18 protein-coding genes are annotated in these 18,714 nt (G+C 69.8%); 9 read left to right on the forward strand and 9 right to left on the reverse strand.

The genetic code is table 11. The features are described from left to right. Positions 1–46 precede the first annotated feature (46 nt). Together M8859_RS27080 and M8859_RS27085 are read right to left on the reverse strand one after the other, a co-directional pair. A complete protein-coding gene (locus tag M8859_RS27080) occupies positions 47–1,879 on the reverse strand; it encodes an AMP-dependent synthetase/ligase (RefSeq protein ID WP_159928610.1) in 1,833 nt (610 codons plus the stop codon). 279 nt (positions 1,880–2,158) lie between these two features. Then, a complete protein-coding gene (locus M8859_RS27085) occupies positions 2,159–3,751 on the reverse strand; it encodes a PfkB family carbohydrate kinase (protein ID WP_249645000.1) in 1,593 nt (530 codons plus the stop codon). 680 nt (positions 3,752–4,431) lie between these two features. Here M8859_RS27085 and M8859_RS27090 point away from each other — a divergent pair. Continuing rightward, a complete protein-coding gene (locus M8859_RS27090; RefSeq protein WP_195071053.1) occupies positions 4,432–4,815 on the forward strand; it encodes a hypothetical protein in 384 nt (127 codons plus the stop codon). A 15-nt stretch (positions 4,816–4,830) separates the two neighbouring features. Here the strand turns inward: M8859_RS27090 and M8859_RS27095 are convergent, their stop codons facing one another. From M8859_RS27095 to M8859_RS27105, 3 genes are read right to left on the reverse strand one after another with little or no spacing between them, the layout of a single operon-like run. Then, positions 4,831–5,907, reverse strand: a complete 1,077-nt coding sequence (locus M8859_RS27095) for a quinone-dependent dihydroorotate dehydrogenase (protein WP_195071052.1) — start codon at positions 5,905–5,907, stop codon at positions 4,831–4,833. 4 nt (positions 5,908–5,911) lie between these two features. Continuing rightward, complete coding sequence (locus M8859_RS27100) at positions 5,912–6,211, reverse strand: DUF5703 family protein (protein WP_223516131.1); 300 nt, start codon at positions 6,209–6,211, stop codon at positions 5,912–5,914. Next, positions 6,211–7,221: a YncE family protein gene (locus tag M8859_RS27105; protein ID WP_195071051.1), complete on the reverse strand. Its 1,011-nt coding sequence runs from the start codon at positions 7,219–7,221 to the stop codon at positions 6,211–6,213. Before M8859_RS27105 ends, M8859_RS27100 begins: the two co-directional genes overlap by 1 nt. Positions 7,222–7,374: 153 nt before the next feature. Between M8859_RS27105 and M8859_RS27110 the strand changes: the two genes are divergently transcribed. From M8859_RS27110 to M8859_RS27120, 3 genes are read left to right on the forward strand one after another with little or no spacing between them, the layout of a single operon-like run. Beyond that, positions 7,375–7,728: a hypothetical protein gene (locus M8859_RS27110; RefSeq protein ID WP_159928618.1), complete on the forward strand. Its 354-nt coding sequence runs from the start codon at positions 7,375–7,377 to the stop codon at positions 7,726–7,728. Between the two features lie 6 nt (positions 7,729–7,734). Next, positions 7,735–8,271 carry a WKL family lipoprotein gene (locus tag M8859_RS27115; protein ID WP_195071050.1) on the forward strand — a complete coding sequence of 179 codons (537 nt, stop codon included), beginning with the start codon at positions 7,735–7,737 and terminating at the stop codon, positions 8,269–8,271. A gap of 15 nt (positions 8,272–8,286) precedes the next feature. Beyond that, the gene (locus M8859_RS27120; protein ID WP_283780107.1) at positions 8,287–10,380 is read left to right on the forward strand and encodes an MMPL family transporter; all 2,094 of its coding nucleotides are present in this window, start codon (positions 8,287–8,289) and stop codon (positions 10,378–10,380) included. A gap of 202 nt (positions 10,381–10,582) precedes the next feature. Here the strand turns inward: M8859_RS27120 and M8859_RS27125 are convergent, their stop codons facing one another. The 4 genes from M8859_RS27125 to M8859_RS27140 all read right to left on the reverse strand — a co-directional run bounded on the left by M8859_RS27125 (position 10,583) and on the right by M8859_RS27140 (position 14,631). After that, on the reverse strand, positions 10,583–11,416 hold the full coding sequence (locus M8859_RS27125; protein WP_249645002.1) for a heme ABC transporter ATP-binding protein: 834 nt from the start codon (positions 11,414–11,416) through the stop codon (positions 10,583–10,585). 82 nt (positions 11,417–11,498) lie between these two features. Continuing rightward, positions 11,499–12,593, reverse strand: coding sequence for a FecCD family ABC transporter permease (locus M8859_RS27130; protein ID WP_159928626.1), 1,095 nt, complete (start codon positions 12,591–12,593; stop codon positions 11,499–11,501). Further along, positions 12,590–13,645, reverse strand: a complete 1,056-nt coding sequence (locus M8859_RS27135) for a heme/hemin ABC transporter substrate-binding protein (RefSeq protein WP_159928628.1) — start codon at positions 13,643–13,645, stop codon at positions 12,590–12,592. The genes M8859_RS27130 and M8859_RS27135 overlap by 4 nt, the downstream gene beginning before the upstream one ends. A gap of 20 nt (positions 13,646–13,665) precedes the next feature. Further along, positions 13,666–14,631 (reverse strand): aldo/keto reductase, encoded by a 966-nt coding sequence (locus tag M8859_RS27140; protein WP_159928630.1) that lies wholly within the window; start codon positions 14,629–14,631, stop codon positions 13,666–13,668. Between the two features lie 291 nt (positions 14,632–14,922). Between M8859_RS27140 and M8859_RS27145 the strand changes: the two genes are divergently transcribed. The 5 genes from M8859_RS27145 (at position 14,923) to M8859_RS27165 (ending at position 18,603) form a co-directional block, all read left to right on the forward strand. Continuing rightward, entirely contained in the window at positions 14,923–15,852 is a 930-nt protein-coding gene (locus M8859_RS27145; protein ID WP_159928779.1) for an undecaprenyl-diphosphate phosphatase, read from the forward strand. Positions 15,853–15,868: 16 nt separating this feature from the next. Further along, on the forward strand, positions 15,869–16,627 hold the full coding sequence (locus M8859_RS27150; protein ID WP_159928632.1) for a histidine phosphatase family protein: 759 nt from the start codon (positions 15,869–15,871) through the stop codon (positions 16,625–16,627). A gap of 73 nt (positions 16,628–16,700) precedes the next feature. Then, entirely contained in the window at positions 16,701–17,285 is a 585-nt protein-coding gene (locus tag M8859_RS27155; protein WP_039798216.1) for a DUF3090 domain-containing protein, read from the forward strand. Positions 17,286–17,289: 4 nt separating this feature from the next. Continuing rightward, complete coding sequence (locus tag M8859_RS27160; protein WP_249645003.1) at positions 17,290–18,096, forward strand: SCO1664 family protein; 807 nt, start codon at positions 17,290–17,292, stop codon at positions 18,094–18,096. 84 nt (positions 18,097–18,180) lie between these two features. Further along, positions 18,181–18,603: a hypothetical protein gene (locus tag M8859_RS27165; protein ID WP_159928636.1), complete on the forward strand. Its 423-nt coding sequence runs from the start codon at positions 18,181–18,183 to the stop codon at positions 18,601–18,603. Positions 18,604–18,714: the final 111 nt, after the last annotated feature.

Raw genomic sequence — 18,714 nt, forward strand, 5'->3', positions numbered from 1 at the left:
GGCCCTGAGCGTAATGCTCAGGGCCACAATGCTTTCGGCGCGCCGCCTACTTGACGTTGATCACCCGATCGGAGGGTTCCTTGGCGTACAGCGCCTCGATCTCGGCCTGGTACTCGGCCGCGATGGGAGCGCGCTTGAGCGACATCTTCGGAGTCAGCTCCTCACCGCCGGGCTCCCACACGGCACCGAGGATGGTGAACCGCTTGATCTGCTCGACCCGCGACAGTTTGGCGTTGCCCGCCTGCACTGCCGCCAGCACCTCGTCGACGATCTGGGGGCGGGTGGCCAGGGCGGCGATGTCCTCGCCGGTGGCGTCGAGTTCCTTGGCGCGGATCGCGGCGACGTCGGGGTCGAGCACGATCAGCGCGGCGATGTAGGGCTTGGCGTCGCCGATCGCGACGGCCTGGCCGATCAGCGAGGAAGCGGCCTTCACCGCGTTCTCGATGTTGCTGGGGGCGATGTTCTTGCCCGCCTCGTTGATGATCAATTCCTTTTTGCGGTCCACGATCCGCAGGTAACCGTCCGCGTCGAGAGTGCCGACATCACCGGTGTGCAGCCAGCCGTCGGCGTCGATGGCCTCGGCGGTCTTGTCGGGCATGTTGCGGTAGCCGCGGGTGACGATCGGTCCGCGCACCAGCACCTCGCCGTCGGCGTCCAGCCGCAGTTCCATGCCGTCGACCGGGCGCCCCACCGAGCCGGGGCGGGGCTTGTCCAGCTCGGTGAAGGTGCCCACGCCGGTGGTCTCCGACATGCCCCACACCTCGCTCACAGTGAAGCCGAGACCCAAGAAGTATTCCAACGTCTCCGGCGGGATCGGGGCGGCGCCTGAGGAGGCGACGGTCAGCTGATCCAAGCCGAGTGCGTGGCGCAACTTGGACAACACCAGCGTCTCGGCGATCTTGTGCTGCGCGCTCAGCAGAGGACCGCGACCCTTGCCTGCCAGATCGGCGCGCGCGGCGGCGACTCCGGTGGCGATCGCCCAGTTGGCCAGCGCTTTCTTGACCGGGCTCGACTCTTCGGCGAGCTTGCCCTCCACACCGGCCTTGATCTTCTGCCACACGCGGGGCACGCCGAAGAAGGCGGTCGGGCGCGCGTCGGGCAGCGCCGCGGCGACTTCGCGCGGGTCGGGCACGGTGGTGATCTGGATGCCGGTGAGCAGGTTGATCGCGTGGGCGGAGATCCGGTCGGCGACGTGGGCGGCGGGCAGGTAGGAGACTGCGCGGTCGTCCAGGCCGACCTGTAGTGGACCGTTGACCAGGGCGATGATCTGGGCGAGCACGTTGCGGTGGGTGATCTCCACACCCTTGGACGGCCCCGTAGTGCCGGAGGTGTAGATCAGGGTGGCCAGATCGTCGGCGCCGACGGCCTGCCATGCGGCGTCGAAATCGAAGTCGGCGGCGGGGGCGGCCTCGACCTGCTCCAGGGTGATGGCGCCCTCGGCGGGACCGTCGACCATGATGATGTGCTCGATCGGCACACCGGAGGCGGTGATGCGGTCGAGGAAGACCTGTTCGGTCACGACGACTTTGTTGCCCGCGTTGGTGAACAGGTGGGTGATCTGGTCGGGGGAGCTGGTGTTGTAGATCGAGAACGGGGTGGCGCCCAGGTGCAGTGCGGCGGTGTCGACGAGGTTGAATTCGGGGCGGTTGGTCAGCATGATGCCGACGGTGTCGCCGTGGCCGATGCCGAGACCGGCCAGGCCCGCGGCGATCGAGCGCACCCGTTCGGCGTACTCGCGCCAGGTGTATTCCTGCGTGCCGCCGACCTTGCGCAAGGCGATCTGCTCCGGGCGCAGCCGCGCGGTCTCCTGGAATGCGGCGGGCACGGTGTACACCGTCTTGCCCGATTGGTGCGCGTATCCGATTTCTGTTGTCGTCATATCCCTGTTCCCGATATCGCTGGGGGTGAACCGGACGCCGGTGTGCGCCGATGTCCGATCCGAGACTCGAAACCTTGACGTGATGCGGTGAATACTCCGTCAGTCTCTCACGAGTCGGTGCGCCACGTGTGGCGCGGCTCACTCATCGTAGCCAGACGCGGCAATCCGGGTGGGCCGAACTTCAACAATCCTTCAGGCAATGATCGGGCTCGTCGCCGCACTGAGGACTGCCGGATCACTGCCCTTACGACGAACCGGTGCCCGGCGTCGCCAGGCCGGTCAAGGCTCGTGTACGGCCAGCCGGGAAATCCTGTCGATCTCACTGGGTAGCGGCATGGCTCCGGGAACGTCGCCCACCGATTGGGTCGCCACCATGGCGGCGGTCGCCCAGAGGTAGTCCTCGCGTGCGGCAGGGCGCCGCGATGTGAGCAGACGGTAGACCAGAGCGGCGCAGAAGGCGGCATGTGCGCCGACAGAGCGCTCGAGCGCGGTCGGATAGGGCTGGAATCGGTCGTCGACCTCATCCGACCACACCGCGCACCGGAAATCTCGCAGCGCGCACACCGTGCCCACGCCGAGCGCCCGCAACCGCGTCGCGGTCTGTGCACCGCATGCGGTCGCGCCGTCGGCGACCATCGCCAGCGCCTCCAGGTCCTTGTCGCCGCCGACGAGGTAGTCCACCACGCCGAGATGCCGATACAGGTATTGCGGGCGATCCAGGCGCGGGGCCGGATGCGCGACCACCAGCGGGCGGGCCGGGAGCTTGCGCAGCTGGGCCAAGATCAGCTCGAGCACCCCGGCGGGTTGCTCGAAGGTCAGCAGCAGCGCCTCGGAACCCGCGATCGCCGATGCGATGGCGTGGCCGCGTAAATCCGGGGCGCTCAACCGGATTCGCTCGTCTTTGCAGCCGACTCGGCTGGCCACACCTGTACTCGCGACGATCACGGCCGTGACCGGTGTCGGCGCATGGGGCACCACTTTCACCAGTTCGGTGTCGACACCTTCGCTGCGCAGATACTCCAGGATGCGGTCGCCTGCGCCGTCGTCGCCCACCACCGAGATCAGCCGCACCCGCAGGCCGAGCCGGGCGGCCGCGACGGCGCGGGTGAGTCCCTTGCCACCGGGATGCTCCTGATAACTGCCGCGCGCGGCGGCACCGGGACCGGGGATCTCGTCGACCACGTACATGTGGTCGATGACCGCGTCGCCGATCACGGTCACCATGCCGCGGCGATCTGACGAATTCCGTTGCGGAGAAGAACCTTTCGATGAGGAATCAGCGTCCACGGCATGTGCTCCGGCGAATACCGAGGCCGTGGCCAACCGCACGGCCAGTTCGGCGAACGCGCGACGCGCGGGAGTCCCGCGCAGGGACCGCACCGTCAGCGTGCGGGGAATCGGTTGCGCCCCGGACGTTTCGTGCAGAACCGACCATTTTTCGGTGAGGTATTCGCGGCGCTCGCCCAGATCATGGGCGTAGAGCCGGGCGGGATCCACATCCGGGGGCGGATTTTCGCGCAACAGCCCCAGCGACAATTCCGCGTCGGTGATGAAACGATCACTGGGCGACAATCGTCGCGCCAGCTCACGTACCACCGGCAGCACCGCCTCTTCCCGCGGGACGCCCGCCCGTCGCGCGAACTGGCGCACGGCCAGCAGATCCAGTAGCGGCAGCACGTCGATCTCGGTGCTGCGCAACCGATCCGAGCTCAGACCCGAGCGCGTGCACAGCCGGGTGAGGATATCGCGAATGGCAACCATTCCCGGATCGGGCGCGACCACGGCGATGCCACCTCCTCGATCGGCGCGAGACCGACGCGTGTACGCGCCTACGCCGCGCAAATCGGGTTTATCCAGCAGGCGAAATGTCAATTACCAAATTATAACGGCAATTGCACTCGGGGAACGGCAAATGCCACAATGGTTGTGGCGATTCCCATCGCTCCACCAGGCGCATCGGGAGGGCTGGTGACGAGAATGCTACTTCAGATCAAGCGGCTCCGACGGCGACGGCGGCACCGCCCCGCCGCACCGGAGATCGACCCGGCGCCGAAGTCGGTGATGGACTGAACGGCCCGTGAGCTACGCTCGCGGCACCGAGCACCGGACAACGACCGGCCTGCGTGCTCTTCACGGCGTTTCCCCGCCGACCACGCCTCCGACGAGGACGGATTCGTTCCAGACGTCGCCGACGCCCGGTATTCACCTGTCACGGGCGACGTCGGCCCCGGCAACGTCCCTCATCGGCCGCACCGCACCACGCCGCAGGCGTGGACCGCACAGCTGCGGCGAACTCACCGCCGACCCATCTCGCCGACACACCCGTACATCACCGGACCGCACCGCTGCCGAGCGACGCGCTCGACGGCTTGGGCCGGCCGCGGGCCACTCGGCCCGGACACGGGCTGCCCGCGCCCACCGACACAGCACACGGCAGGTGCGGCACATCCACCGCGCCGCACCAACAGATGCACGACCGGAGGCATTCGTGATCATCGAACTCGAAGCGCCCTGGAGCCTGCCTCACTCCACCTGTCGCACCGGAGACCGCGATGACCATCCACACCACCGAGTGGACGATGACCAGTGACCTGACCCCGGAATCGGCCTGCCGCGACACCGACGCCACCGACGACTGGCGGCTGAGCTGGCTGCCGGACCGACGGCTCACCCGCAGTCAGGCGCTGGCCGGCATGCACCTGGACGAACTGCTCAGCGACCCGCACCTCGTGCACGACCGCATGGCACAAGCCCGCGTCGACGTCTACGCCGACCAACTGGGCATCTTGCGCGACCACGCGGTGATCCTGCTCGCCAAGCGCATGGCGGCGCGGCTGGGCCGGCAATTGGCAGCGAAGGAGGATCCGGCGCCGCCGGGGCACGATACCCGCGACCGGCGATCGCACAGCCCGGAAACACCGTTCGTGCACGGCTGAACGTCATCGCGCGGGTCAGGCGTGCGCTTTGTGCTCCGCGCCGACTGCCTCGCCGATGCTGCCGTACCCCTCGGCGCGCAACCGCTGCGCCAGGCCGCGATGGATCCTGCGCATCCAGAACGGACCGCCGTAGATGAAACCGGTGTAGCCCTGCAACAGCGTCGCACCGGCGAGGATGCGTTCCCACGCCTGGTCGACTGTTTCGATACCGCCGACCGAGATCAGCACCAGACGATCGCCGACGCGCCGGTACAGCCGCCGCAGCACTTCGAGCGAACGGTCGGCGACCGGCGGACCGGACAGGCCGCCCGCCCCCATGGCCTCGACCTCACCGACCGGGGTGCGCAGGCCGTCGCGGCGGATGGTGGTGTTGGTGGCCACGATGCCTGCCAGGCCGAGTTCGACGGCCAGATCGGCGACCTCGTCGATGTCCTCGTCGGACAGATCCGGTGCGATCTTCACCAGCACCGGCACCCGCACGCTGTCCAGCACCGCCCGCAGCAGCGGGCGCAGCGATTCGACCGCCTGCAGATCCCGCAGGCCGGGGGTGTTGGGGGAGCTGACGTTGACGACGATGAAATCGGCCAGCGGCCCCAGCAGCGCCGCGCCGGCGGCGTAGTCCGCGGCCGCGGCATCCGGCTCGACGATCTTCGTCTTGCCGATGTTCGCGCCGATCGGCACCCCGCCACGCCGCCTGCGCAGACGTTCGGCGGCCGCGGCGGCGCCGTGGTTGTTGAAACCCATCCGGTTGATCAGCGCCCGATCGGCGGGAAGCCGGAACAGCCGCGGCGCCGGATTGCCCGGTTGCGCCTGCGCGGTGACGGTGCCGATCTCGGCGAAACCGAACCCCAACGGCGCCCAGGCATCGACGCCGTCGGCGTTCTTGTCGAAACCGGCGGCCAGGCCCAGCGGCGCGGGGAACTCGACCCCGAAGGCCTCGGTGCGCAGGATCGGATCGCGGGTGCGCAGGATCTGACTCATCGCCCAGCGCAGGGGCGGTAACCAGGCGGCGAACCGCATGACCGCGAACACGAGGTGGTGGATGCGTTCCGGCGCGACCAGGAACATCAGTCGGAGTAGCAGGGCGTACATCGGCTCACATTCCGGGTTCGGGCTGGGGTAGTAGTGCGGATTTTCGCCGCCGCAGCAGCACCCGCCTGCTGCCGTCGGTGTAGGCCCGCACGCGGGAGAGTTCCCAGCCACCGAACTCGGCCTGGATCGCCAGCCGCATGGACGCGGTCACCCGCGTGACATCCGGCGGCAGCCGCAGCGGCACGTACTCGTAGTCGTCGCTCGTGGTTTCCCAGCCCGCGGGCAGCGCGCGCCCGCGCCCCCGATGAGCTGTCGGATCAGCAGATGCCGCGGAATCGTCGCCCGCGCGTGATGTCCGAGCCATCAGTGCCCTCTCTTCCGATCGTCCGCACCGATCCGTTGCAGACCCTCGCCGGTCGCGGACCCTACGAACAGATCGCCGGTGCGTTGCTCGATGGCCACCGAGTTCGGTTGCCGGACGGTGGCGTAGCGGCCCACTTCCTTCGGTATACCAGTCGACAGGTCGAATCCGACGACCTCGTTGCGCTGCGTGCACGTCACCCACACGGTGTCGGACCGCTGATCGTAGGCAAGTGCGTAAGGCGAAGATCCTACCGGGAAACGCTGGCGCAACACGAGCGGTCCGGCGGTGTAGACCAGCAGTTCGCCCCCGGCGGTATCGGTGACCACGAACCGGCCGCGTGTGTCGCCGATCAGCTGCGTGGCCCCGTCACCGGCCCGCAGCGCCAATCCGGGGCGCTGCTGGGCCGGGTCGAACTCGAAGATCGCGGTCTGACGCCGGTCGAGCACGGTGAGCTTGCCGTCGGCTTCGGCGAGTGCGTCGGCGGAGACGAGCCCGGACACGGTGTGGGTCACCTCGCCGCCGGGGGCAAGCTCCAGTACCCGGCCGTCGGCGGTGCCGACGAGCAACCCGCCGTCCCGGCGGGCGCGTACCGACCGCACGTCGCCGTCGACGGCCACCTCACCGACCGCGCCCGAGGTCAGATCCACCCGCAGCACCCGGCCCGGCGCGGCCGCCAGCATCTCACCCGGTCTGCCCGGCGCGAGACCGCCGGCACGTTCCGGCAGCCGCACCGTGCGGACCACGGGCGGGGCGGCGTCAGGGTCGATGACGGTGAGAACGGCGCCGTCCAGGCCCACCAGCAGCCCGCTGGAGGGATCGGCTTCCAGCGCGGTGATCGGGCCCGCGGGCAGAACCCGCCCGGCCGGCGGTGTCGTCACCGCGGGCGCGTCCGCGGCGGTGGCCGGTTCCCTGGTCGGCAGATCGGGACCGCCGCCGGAGGAGCATCCCGCCAGCAACGCCAGCACCGCCACACCCGCGAATGCCGAGACGACCGAGCCGCGAGGGCGCATCCACCGAACTCCTTCTACCGACGAATCATCCGCAACCTTTCCATCTGACCATGATGACGTAACGAACCGACCGACCGGGTATCGGCTCGAGCGGAATGTCGGTGCTCAGGGTTACGGTGGAGTCTCACACCGTCCGATACAGGGAGATCCGGGTTGGAAACCGACCATCCGTCGGAATTTGCCATCGACGACATCACCGTCGGCCCGTACGCGCACGGATTCGGGTCCACCGCCGATGGCCACCCCTTCGCGTTCCGCACGGTCCGCGCCACCCTGACACTGGAGATCTACCGCCGCGACCTCGGCGAGGTCGTCCCCGGCCCCGACGACGTGCTCGCGGTCGCCGAAGCCAGGGTCACCGACATCGACCTCGACGACGAACGCAGTGTCGCCGCCCTGGTGCGGGATATGATCCCCGACGCCGCGCCGGTCGACGCCGCGGCACGGGACGTCACGACCGTGCGTGCCCTGCTGGGACGGATCAGCTCCGTCATCGAAGGTATGTAGGAAGTGATGACCCACACACGACTCGCCCGCGCCGCGCTCACCGCCGCGGGCCTGCTGCTGGCCGCGGCGGCCGCCGCGTGCGGCAGCGACACCGCCGACGACGCCGCCGTCGACGCCGCCCGCTCGTCGGCCAACGCGTCGCTGTCGTCCTCGATCGCCGCCTCCTCCAGCGCCGCGCACCCGCCGCTGCCCACCGCCGCCGACCTCGACGCCCAGATCAAGCGGGCGCTGGACCCGGCACTGCCCGACAGCGAGCGCACCGCCCTCATCGAGGACGGGGAATCCTTCCGCCAAGCCATCCCCGACATGTACAAGGCGCTGCAGGACAACCCGCGCGCCGTCTACGGCGTGACCGACCCGGTGTTCGACAACCACGACGGCACGCTCACGGCCACCATGCGGCTGGACAAGGACGGCACCGGCACCGCGGTCCGCACCACGGTCGTGCATTTCGTGCTCGTAGACGGCAAGTGGAAGATCTCGCGCACCGACCTGTGCGGCATCCTGCGCTCGGCCGACTACCGCACCCCGGCCTGCGGCTGACCGGGCCGCGACGCGATGCGCCGTTCCGGATCACTGCGGTGGGGACGGTTCGTGCACCGCCACCGCTTCCTCGTCCTCGGCTTCTTCGTGCTGTTCGTGCTGGTCTCCGGCTGGTACGGCCGCGACTTGGCCGGGCGGCTGACGCAAGAAGGCTGGTTCGACGAGAGCAGCGAATCGGTCGCCGCCGCCGAACTGGCCGACGGCACCTTCGGCCGCGACACCGACAGCGACCTCATCCTGCTCTACACCGCGCCCGAAGGCGCCACCGTCGACGACCCGGCCGTCCGCGGCCCGGTCACCTGGCAGCTGGCCGGACTGCTGGCCACCTACCCCGACCGCATCCAGAAGATCGACAGCTACTGGGACAGCCCGTTCTCCGCCCAAGCCACCGACGCCACCCGCACCCACGCGTTCGCCAGCGTCGGATTGCGCGGCTCGGGCACCGCGACGGTGGAGAACTACACCGCGATCAAGGACCATCTCGGCGCCGGACGCGCAGGCGGCGGCCCCGGCGGCACGACGGTGCAACTGGCCGGGTTGCAGCCGATCGTCGAAGGCATCAACACCGGCATGCAACGCGACATCCGGCGCGCGGAGATGATCGCCCTGCCGCTGGTGGCGATCCTGCTGTACTTCGTGTTCGGCGGCGTGATCGGGGCGCTGCTGCCGGTGCTCATCGGCGGCATGACGATCCTGGGCACCCAGGGCGGGCTGCGGCTGCTGACCGACCACATCGACGTCAACGTCTTCGCCAGCGCGGTGATGACCCTGGTCAGCCTGGGGCTGGCGATCGACTACGGCCTGTTCACCGTCACCCGGTTCCGGGAGGAGCTCGCCGCAGGCCACACCGTCGAAGACGCCACCGCCCGCACGGTCGCCACCGCCGGGCGCACGGTGCTGTTCTCGGCGGCGATCATCGCCGTCAGCCTGGGCGCGCTGTTCATCTTCCCCAACGGGGTACTGCGCTCGGTGCCGCTGGGCGGCATCAGCTCGGTCCTGCTGGCGGCGCTGCTGTCGGTGACCGCTCTCCCGGCGGCGTTGAGCATCGTCGGACGCCGGATCGACTTCCTGGGCTGGAAACGGTTCTCCCGCAGCAAAACCGAAGCGCAGATCGACGCCGGATTCTTCTCCCGTCTGGCGCTGTGGGCGATGCGCCGCCCGCTTGCGGTGGCCGTGCCCATCGTGCTGGCGCTGCTCGCGCTGAGCATCCCGATGCGCCACATCGAATTCGGCGGGCTCAGCGAACGGTACCTGGCCGACGACAGCCCGGCCCGGGTGGCGCAGGAACGGTTCGACGAACTGTTTCCCAGCTTCCGCACCGAACCTCTGAAACTGGTGGTCGTCGGCGCCGACCCGCGGCAACTGAGCGACATCCGCTACGCCGCCAACCAGGTCCCCGGTCTCACCGGACGCTTCGAGCCCGCGGCGGCTACCAAGGACGGCATCAACGTGCTCGCCGCCGGGCTGGCCGACAAACGCGACGCCGACCGGGTCATCGACGCGTTGCGCGCGATCCCCGACCCACCCGGGGTGCGGGTGATGGTCGCCGGTGTGCCCGCACTGGAACGCGACAGCATCAACGGATTGCTCGACGGCCTGCCGACGCTGCTGGCCATCCTGGTGGCGGCGGCGCTGGCGCTGATGTACGCGGCGTTCGGCTCGCTGGTGCTGGCGCTGAAGGCCGTGGCGATGAGCGCGCTCAGTCTCGTGTCCACCCTGGGGGTGCTGACCTGGGTGTTCGTCGAGGGGCACGGCGCGGGGGTTTTCCACTTCACCCCGGGACCGTTGATGTTCGCAGTGCTGGCGCTGATCGTGACGGTGGTGTTCGGGTTGTCCACCGACTACGAGGTGTTTTTGCTGTCGCGGGTGTCGGAGGCCCGCACCGCCGGCGCGGACCCGCCCGAGGCGATCCGCTACGGCATCGCCCACACCGGCGGCGTGATCACCTCCGCGGCCGCGATCCTCATCGTGGTCACCGGCGCGTTCGGGTTCTCGGATCTGGTGCTGATGAAATACATCGCCTACGGCATGATCGCGGCGCTGATCCTGGACGCCACCGTGATCCGCATGCTGCTGACACCCGCGGTGCTGAGACTGATCTGGCGATAACGCCGTCCGGCCCCAGCCCACCACGGCTCCGGCTGGCAAGCCTGCGGTTGCGGTGGGCGGCGGCACCGCGTGCGCGCCCCGGAGTATCGGCGCGATGCACACCTCGGTGTGGCATCTCGCTGTGGCATCGAGAACGCGCCCGAAGCGGGGCGGATCGGCGGCGCCCGGCCACGGCGACGACGCCCATCGCAGTGGCTCGAGCTCAGCGGCGCACGGGCAGGACCAGTTGGGCGCCGGTGACCGGGTGGTCGAGCACTTCGACCGGGTGCTGATAGACGCGCGTGAGCAGTTCGGTGGTGAGCACGTCGCGGGGCGGTCCGTCCGCGGCGAGGCGACCGGAATCGAGTACCGCGACGCGGTCGGCATAGGCGGCCGCGATACCGAGATCGTGCAGGACCACCACCACGGCGGCGCCTTCGGCGGCGCGGGCGGCGGCCAAGCCCAGCACGGATTCCTGATGCCCGAGATCCAGAGCCGCGGTGGGCTCGTCCAGCAGCAACGTGGCGGTGTCCTGCGCCAATACCCGCGCCAGCGCGACACGAGCGCGTTCACCGCCGGACAGGGTCGGAAACGACCGGGCGGCGAGGTGTTCGACGTCGGTGGCGGCCATCGCCGCGGCGATCTGTTTCTCGTCGAATTCGCGGCGCTCGGTGCGCACCCAGGGCGCGCGGCCCATCGCCACCACTTCGCGTGCGGTGAAGGGGAAGCCCACGGTATGGGTCTGCGGCAACACCGCTCGCCGCCGGGCCATGTCCAGCGTCGTCCAGTGCGACAACGGCTGCCCGTCCAGTTCCACCGTCCCCGCGCTGAGCGCCAATTCCCCGGCCAACGCGGCCAGCAGCGTCGACTTGCCAGCGCCGTTGGGTCCGACGAGGGCCACGATCTGCCCCGCCACCGCCTCGAAGTCGATACAGTCGAGCACCAGCCGTGACTGCCCGCCACTCCTGCGCTGGACGCTCACCCCGTCCGCCCGCACCGTCGCATCCCCCTTCCGCGGCCACTCCGGCAACTGGTGCACCGTCCGCAACACGCTCACTGCACACCCCCCTGCCCTGAGGGGCACACCATCGTGAGGTCTTCTCGGTGTTCGCGGCAGCCATGTGCCGCTGAAGGAGGGGTCATGCCCAGCCTCCGGAGCGGGCTCGGGTGCGGCGCAGCAGCCAGAAGAAGACAGGCCCGCCGATGAGGGAGGTGAGCATGCCGAGCGGGAGGTCGGCGTTGTCGACCAGGGAGCGGGCACTGACGTCGGCGGCCAGCAGCACCACCGCGCCGACCACGGCGCTGAGGGGGATCAGCACCCGGTGGGCGGGACCGACGAGCATCCGCACCAGGTGCGGGACGATGAGCCCGACGAACAGGATGATGCCGGTGAACGCGACACCGGCGGTCGCCAGGACCGCCACCACCACGATCACGTTGCGGCGCAGCCGCTCCACATCGACCCCGAGATGACGAGCCGCGGACTCCCCGAGCGCCAGCAGATCCAGCCGCGGCGCCAGCAGCACCGCCGCGGCGACTCCGACCGCGGCCAGCGGCGCCACCACACCGACCGACTCCCACGTGGCGCCGTTGAGCGAGCCCAACTGCCAGAACACGATCTGGTCGCGCGCCGCGGGGGAGGCCACGAACAGCAGCAACGCGATCAAACCACCCGCGAAAGCATTGATCGCGACCCCGGTGAGCACGAGCGTGACGACCTCGGTGCGGCCGCCGGAGCGGGCCAGCAGATACACCAGCAACGTGGTCGCCAACCCCGCGACGAACGCCGCCGCGGCCACCGACCACGCCGCCACGAACGCCCCGCCCACCACGATGACCGTGCCCGCACCGACCGCCGCCCCCGCCGACACCCCGATCACCCCGGGCTCGGCGAGCGGATTGGCGAACACACCCTGCAACAACGCACCCGCTGTCGCCAGCGCCGCACCGACCAGCATCGCCAGCACCACCCGCGGGAACCGCACCTCCCACAGCGTCACCTCACCCGCCGGATGCGCGGGCATCGGCCCGATATCCAGCCCGATCCGGTGCAGCACGCTGCCGGCCACTTCGGCGGGCGTCGTCGGCACCTGCCCGATCGCCGCCGACACCACCGCCAACGCCACCAGACCCGCCACGGCGATCGTGAACGTCAGCAGCACCCGGGAACGGCCCCGCGACTTCGGCACGGACGTCACCGGCGGCCGCGCCGCCCGAGTCCCCGAAAAGCTCATGCCCCGGTGCCGTACACCGCCGCGCTCAGCGCCGCGATCACCCGGCCGGTGTTGGGCCCGAAACTCAGCAGCACCGCATCCGACATGTCCACCACCCGCCGGTCCCGCCCGGCCGGGGTCTGCGCGATACCGGGCACCTTCTGCAACCCCTCCACACCGCCGACGGACTTCAGACCATCCGACATCACCAGCAGCACATCCGGCGCAGCACCGATCATCGCCTCACTGGTGATCGCGGTGAACGGCTCGGTCAACCCGGCCACGGTGCCCGCGTCGCGCGCACCCAGCGCCGCGATCAACGCGTCCGCGCCCGACCCCGGGCCCGCCAGCATCGTGATCGCGGTGGAACGCAGATACAGGAACGCGATGGTCAACTGCGGGTCTTGATCGGGTACCGCGGCGCTCGCCGCGGCGATCTCGTCGCGGGTGCGCTGCGCCAGCGCCTGCCCCCGCTCCGGCACCCCCAGCGCGCCCGCCACCGCCTCGATCTGCGGCGTCACCCCGTTCATCGTGCGCTCCGGGTCGAAATAGACGACCGTGACACCTGCCGCGCGCAACTGCTCGCGCACCGCGGGAGCGGCGCTGGTGGTGTCGGTCAAGAACACCGACGGCCGCAACGCCAGCACCGATTCGATGTTCAGCGACCCGTTGCCACCCGCCACGTTGGGCACCTCGCGCACCGCCGGAAACGCCGCCGAGGTGCTGCGCCCGACCAGCTTTGGACCCAGCCCCAGCGCGTACACGATCTGCGCGAGCGTGCCGTAGCGGTCCACGGCGATGATGCGGGAGGCGTCGGTGACGGTGACCTCCGCGCCGTCGAACGAACGCACCGTCACCGGCAACGCGGGCGTGGGCTCCGGCCCGATCGGCACCGGATCCAGATCGGTCAGCGTCGCCGTGGTGGGCCCGTGCCCGCCGTGCGAGGAACCCGCGTCGCCGCCGCACGCCACCGACCCCGCCAGCAGGCACGCCGCGAGCAGAGCCGCCGCCGCACGCCACCACACGGCTCGGACTCGGTTCCCACGCCCACCCCGGGCCACTGCTGTGCTCATGCAGGCAAGGCTAATCTGTGTCACTCGGCGCGTGCACTGACGTCGTCCAGAGCGGCCGCGATCGCCCGCGGCAGTTCCAAGGTCTCGGCGGCCAGCACGCCGGTGAGCTGCCCGATGTCGCGGGCGCCCACGATCATGCTCGCGATGCCCGGCCGGTCACGGATCCAGGCCAGCGCCACCGCCAGCGGCGAGGTACCCAGCCCGTCGGCCGCGGTCACCAGCGCATCCACCACCCGGGTGGCACGGTCGTCGAGACCATCGCGGATCTCCGCGGCGGTCGCCTCGTCGGCGCCCCGCGAATCCGCCGGGACACCGTCGCGGTACTTCCCGGTCAAGATGCCACCCGCCAGCGGCGCCGAGGCGATCACCCCGACCCCGTGATACCGCGCGGCCGGTACGACATCGTCCTCGGCACCCCGCGCCAGCAGCGAATACGGTGTCTGCGCCGCGGTGACCGGCGCGACCGCCGCCAAGCTCGCCAGCTGCCAGGCCCCGAACCCGCGCACCCCCGCGTAACGGACCCGGCCCGACCGCACCGCCTGCTCCACCGTCGATGCGACCTCCTCCAGCGGCGTGCGCGGATCCCACACCGCGACGTTCCAGATGTCGAGGTGATCGGTGCCGAACTCCAGCAGCGTGCGATCCAGCTGCCGCAGCAGCGTCCGCCGCGAGGTGTCCACCGTGACCTGCGCCGCTCCCGGCACCGGCACCCCGGCGGCGGAGAACCCCCACGGCGCGGTCCCCGCGCACCCGCTGAGCACCAGATCGTCGCGGGAGACCAGATCGCCCAGCAGTTCGGCCAGGATCCGCTGCGCGGCGCCACCGGCGTAGGCGGGGGAGGTGTCCACCAGCGTGCCGCCGGCCTCGACGAACGCCACCAGCTGCCCCGCGGCGTCCTCGGCGTCGGTGTGCGAACCCCAGGTATGGGTCGCCAGGCCCATCCGCGATACCCGCAGGCCGCTACGGCCCACCGTCCGCTGTTCCATCACCGTGTCCGCGCATTCGTCACGGCGCCAAGCCTAGAGTGTGGATACGCGACACGGCGCCCACCAGCACAGTGGGTCGCACATCGGTGCGCGGGCAAACCGCCCCACCCTCGCAAACCCGCGCGGTGACCGCAGCGCAGCGGCCGGGCACGCCGCACCGGCCTCGACACTGTACTGTCGCTGCGTGATTGGGGCGGTAACGACGGTGACGCGACCGAGCGCCGCGCCAACGCCCAGGCAGGAACGCGTGTTTCGCGCGGAAGTGGAGGATGGTTTGTGGTTGGCGAGTCGATGACCTGGGTGCAGGCCTTGGTGCTGGGGCTGGTACAGGGACTCACGGAGTTTCTGCCGATCTCCTCCTCGGCGCATCTGCGCATCGTGTCGGCGGTCTTCTACGGCGAAGACGCCGGCGCCTCGTTCACCGCGGTCACCCAACTGGGCACCGAGGCCGCGGTGCTGGTGTTCTTCGCCAAGGACATCTGGCGCATCGTGCTGGCCTGGTTCGCGGGCCTGCGCACGCACGTGACCGCGCGCGGTCGCCAGGAACTGCCGCTGCACGATCAGCCCACCACGAAACTTCCGGTCCTCACCGCCGACCACACACGCGTCCTGGACGAACAGGCCCAGCGCGAACTCGACTACCGCATCGGCTGGTATGTGATCATCGCCACCATCCCGATCGGTGTGCTGGGTTTCGTGTTCAAGGACCAGATCCGCACCGGCGCCCGCAACCTGTGGCTGGTGGCGTTCATGCTGATCTTCTTCGCCCTGGTCATCGCCGCCGGTGAGTACTTCGGCCGCAAGGAGCGCTCGATCGAGCAGCTGACCACCCGCGACGGCCTGGCCATGGGTTTCGCGCAATGCCTGGCGCTGATCCCCGGGGTCTCGCGTTCGGGAGCGACCTCGACCGCGGGCCTGTTCCTGGGATTGGAGCGCGAAGCGGCCGTGCGGTTTTCGTTCCTGCTGGCCATTCCGGCGGTGACCGCCTCGGGACTGTTCAGCCTGCCGGACGCGTTCGAACCCGCTGGTGAGGGACTCAACGCCAGTGGGCCGCAACTGCTGGTGGCCACCGTGCTGGCGTTCGTGGTCGGCTACGCGTCGGTGGCGTGGCTGCTGCGTTTCGTGGCACGGCATTCGCTGTACTGGTTCGTCGGCTACCGCATCGTGCTCGGCGCGATCATCATGGGTCTGCTGGCGGGCGGCGTGGTCTCGGCGACATGATCGCTAGGCTTGCCGCATGACGGTGATCCTGTTGCGGCACGGTGTGTCGACCTCGAACACCGCCCGCACCCTGGCCGGTCGCAGTACCGGCGTCGAGCTCACCGAGCGCGGCGAGGAGCAGGCGAGGACCGTGGCCGAACGATTGGCCGGGCTGCCGATCGAACGCATCGTGCACTCTCCGCTGCTGCGCTGTCAGCGCACGGTCGCACCGCTGGCGGAAAAGTTCGGCCTGGAACCGGTTTTCGACGATCGGCTGCTCGAGGTGGACTACGGCGAGTGGACCGGCCGCCCCCTCGCCGAACTACTGGAGGAGCCGCTGTGGAAAGTCGTGCAGCGACATGCCTCCGGCGCGGTGTTCCCCGGCGGTGAGGGCTTGGCTCAAGTACAGGCCCGTGCGGTGGCCGCGATCCGCGACCACGACCGCGCGCTGGCCGAGCAGCACGGCGGCGACGCACTGTGGGTGGCGTGCACGCACGGCGACGTGATCAAGTCGGTGCTCGCCGACGCGCTGGGCATCCATCTCGACGGCTTCCAGCGGATCGTCGTCGAGCCCGCCTCGCTCAGCGTCGTGCGCTACACCCCGACCGCGCCCTACGTGTGGCGGCTCAACGACACCGGCGCCGATCTGTCCGCCCTCGCAGCGTCCGGCGGGCAACGCCCGGCGGCGGCGTCGGCGGCCCCGGGACCGGAGGTCTCCGGCCCTGTTCCCGGTGGCGAGCTCGGCGCCGCGGGGAGTGCGGATAATGGGAATGCGGAGCGCCGCGATTCCTTGTAAACAACCGAGCGGTCGTTGTATGGAATCCCCGCGCCGCGGGTAGTCGATCAGGGTCACGTATCAGGAGGTGCATGTGTCACGCGCAATCCATGTATTCCGCACCCCCGATCGTTTCGTCGCCGGGACCGTCGGTGAGCCGGGCGATCGCGCGTTCTATCTGCAGGCGGTGCAGGAACCGCGCGTGGTCAGCGTGCTGCTGGAAAAGCAGCAGGTGAAGGTGCTCGCCGACCGGATGGGCCTGCTGCTGGACGAGGTCGCGCGCCGCTTCGGCGCGGAAGTGCCCCCGCAGGCAGAGGACGTCAGCGACAACGCGCCGCTGGTCACCCCGATCGACGCCGAATTCCGGGTCGGCACCATGGGCCTGGGCTGGGACGCCGACGCAGGCGCGGTGGTGGTGGAGCTGCTGGCGATCACCGAGACCGAGGTCGACGAGTCGGTAGTGCTCGACGACACCGAAGAGGGCCCCGACGCGGTGCGGGTGTTCCTCACCCCGATCCAGGCACGCGAATTCGCGCTGCGCTCCACCCGGGTGATCGCGGCGGGCCGCCCACCGTGCCCGCTGTGCGGCGAACCGCTGTCGGCGCGCGGGCACATGTGCGTACGCACCAACGGCTACAAGCGCGGCGACATCTTCGGCGCGGCCGAACTAGAGGAGTGATTCGGTGGCGCAGGCCGGGGACGGATTCCACAGCGGCGAACTGACGGTGATCGGGCGGGTGAACACCGCCAGCAACGTCACCCTGGTCTGCGAGGTGACCGACACCGCCGGCGACGCGCCGCTTCGGGTGGTCTACAAGCCGATCCGCGGCGAACGACCACTGTGGGACTTCCCCGACGGCACCCTGGCCGGGCGTGAGGTGGCCTCCTACCTGATCTCCGAGGCGATCGGGTGGGGCGTGATCCCGGAAACCATTCTGCGCGAAGGGCCTTTCGGCCCCGGCATGGTGCAACGCTGGGTCGTCGGCGTGGACAACCACACCGACCGCGGCGACCGGCTGGACCTGATCGATCTGTGCCCCGCGGGCGCGGTCCCCGACGGATTCCGCGAGGTGCTGCGCGCACAGGACGACGCGGGCAACGAAGTCTCGCTGATCCACGCCGACGATCCGCGGTTGCAGCGCGTGGCCTTGTTGGACGTGCTGCTCAACAACGCCGACCGCAAAGGCGGGCACGCCCTGGAAGGAGTGGACGGGCATGTCTACGGCGTCGACCACGGCATCTGCCTGCACACCGACCACAAACTGCGCACCGTGTTGTGGGGCTGGGCCGGTCAACCCATCGGCGAGGGTCTGATCGCGGACGTCACCGCGTTCGCCAAACAACTGCCGGGCGAGTTCGCCGACACCCTCAGCCGGCACATCACCGACGCCGAGATCGACGCGTTGATCGAGCGCACCCAGCAGGTGCTCGACGAGCCGGTGATGCCGCTGCCACGCACCGCACGCCCCATTCCCTGGCCCGCCTTCTGAGCGTGACCGCCGCCGATGCCGCGCGGGAAGATTCCTGGCACAGTTGAAGCTTCCAATGCCCGGCGCGACGAGCAGGAGAACGCGATGACCCACTCGAGCGGAGACCGCGCCGCGCCGGCGGTGCGGATCGTCATCGGCGCCCCGACCTACCGCATCGCGCTGCACTACCTGCGCCTGTATGACAAGAAGCCGTATCCCGACACCGACCTGCATCTCTACGACAACGGCGTCTACTGGCTGAGCTCGGAAGGGGAGAACCACTTCGGGGTCTATGTCCTCACCGAGGGCTCGGTGGACTCCGGGCGGTTCACCATGCGGTTCATCTCGTTGCCTTCTCCGGACTGGGGCGATACCGTCGCCTATCACGAACTCGAGTTCGACGTCGCCCGCGGCCGATTCACCCAGCTCGCGCTCGCCGACACCGACCCCGACATCCCCGAACTGGACGGAACGTTCGCGATCACCCGCAATCCGATCGCCGATCCCACCCGCCGCGCCGACGGGTGATTCAGCGAAACCGAAATCATTGACATCCCACGATTTGCTGGAAGACGCAGGTCGCGGCGGACGAGGACTACCGGGGGACGAGCGGGGACACCGGGGCGGGAGCGGATGACC

Source organism: Nocardia sputi (assembly GCF_023501985.1).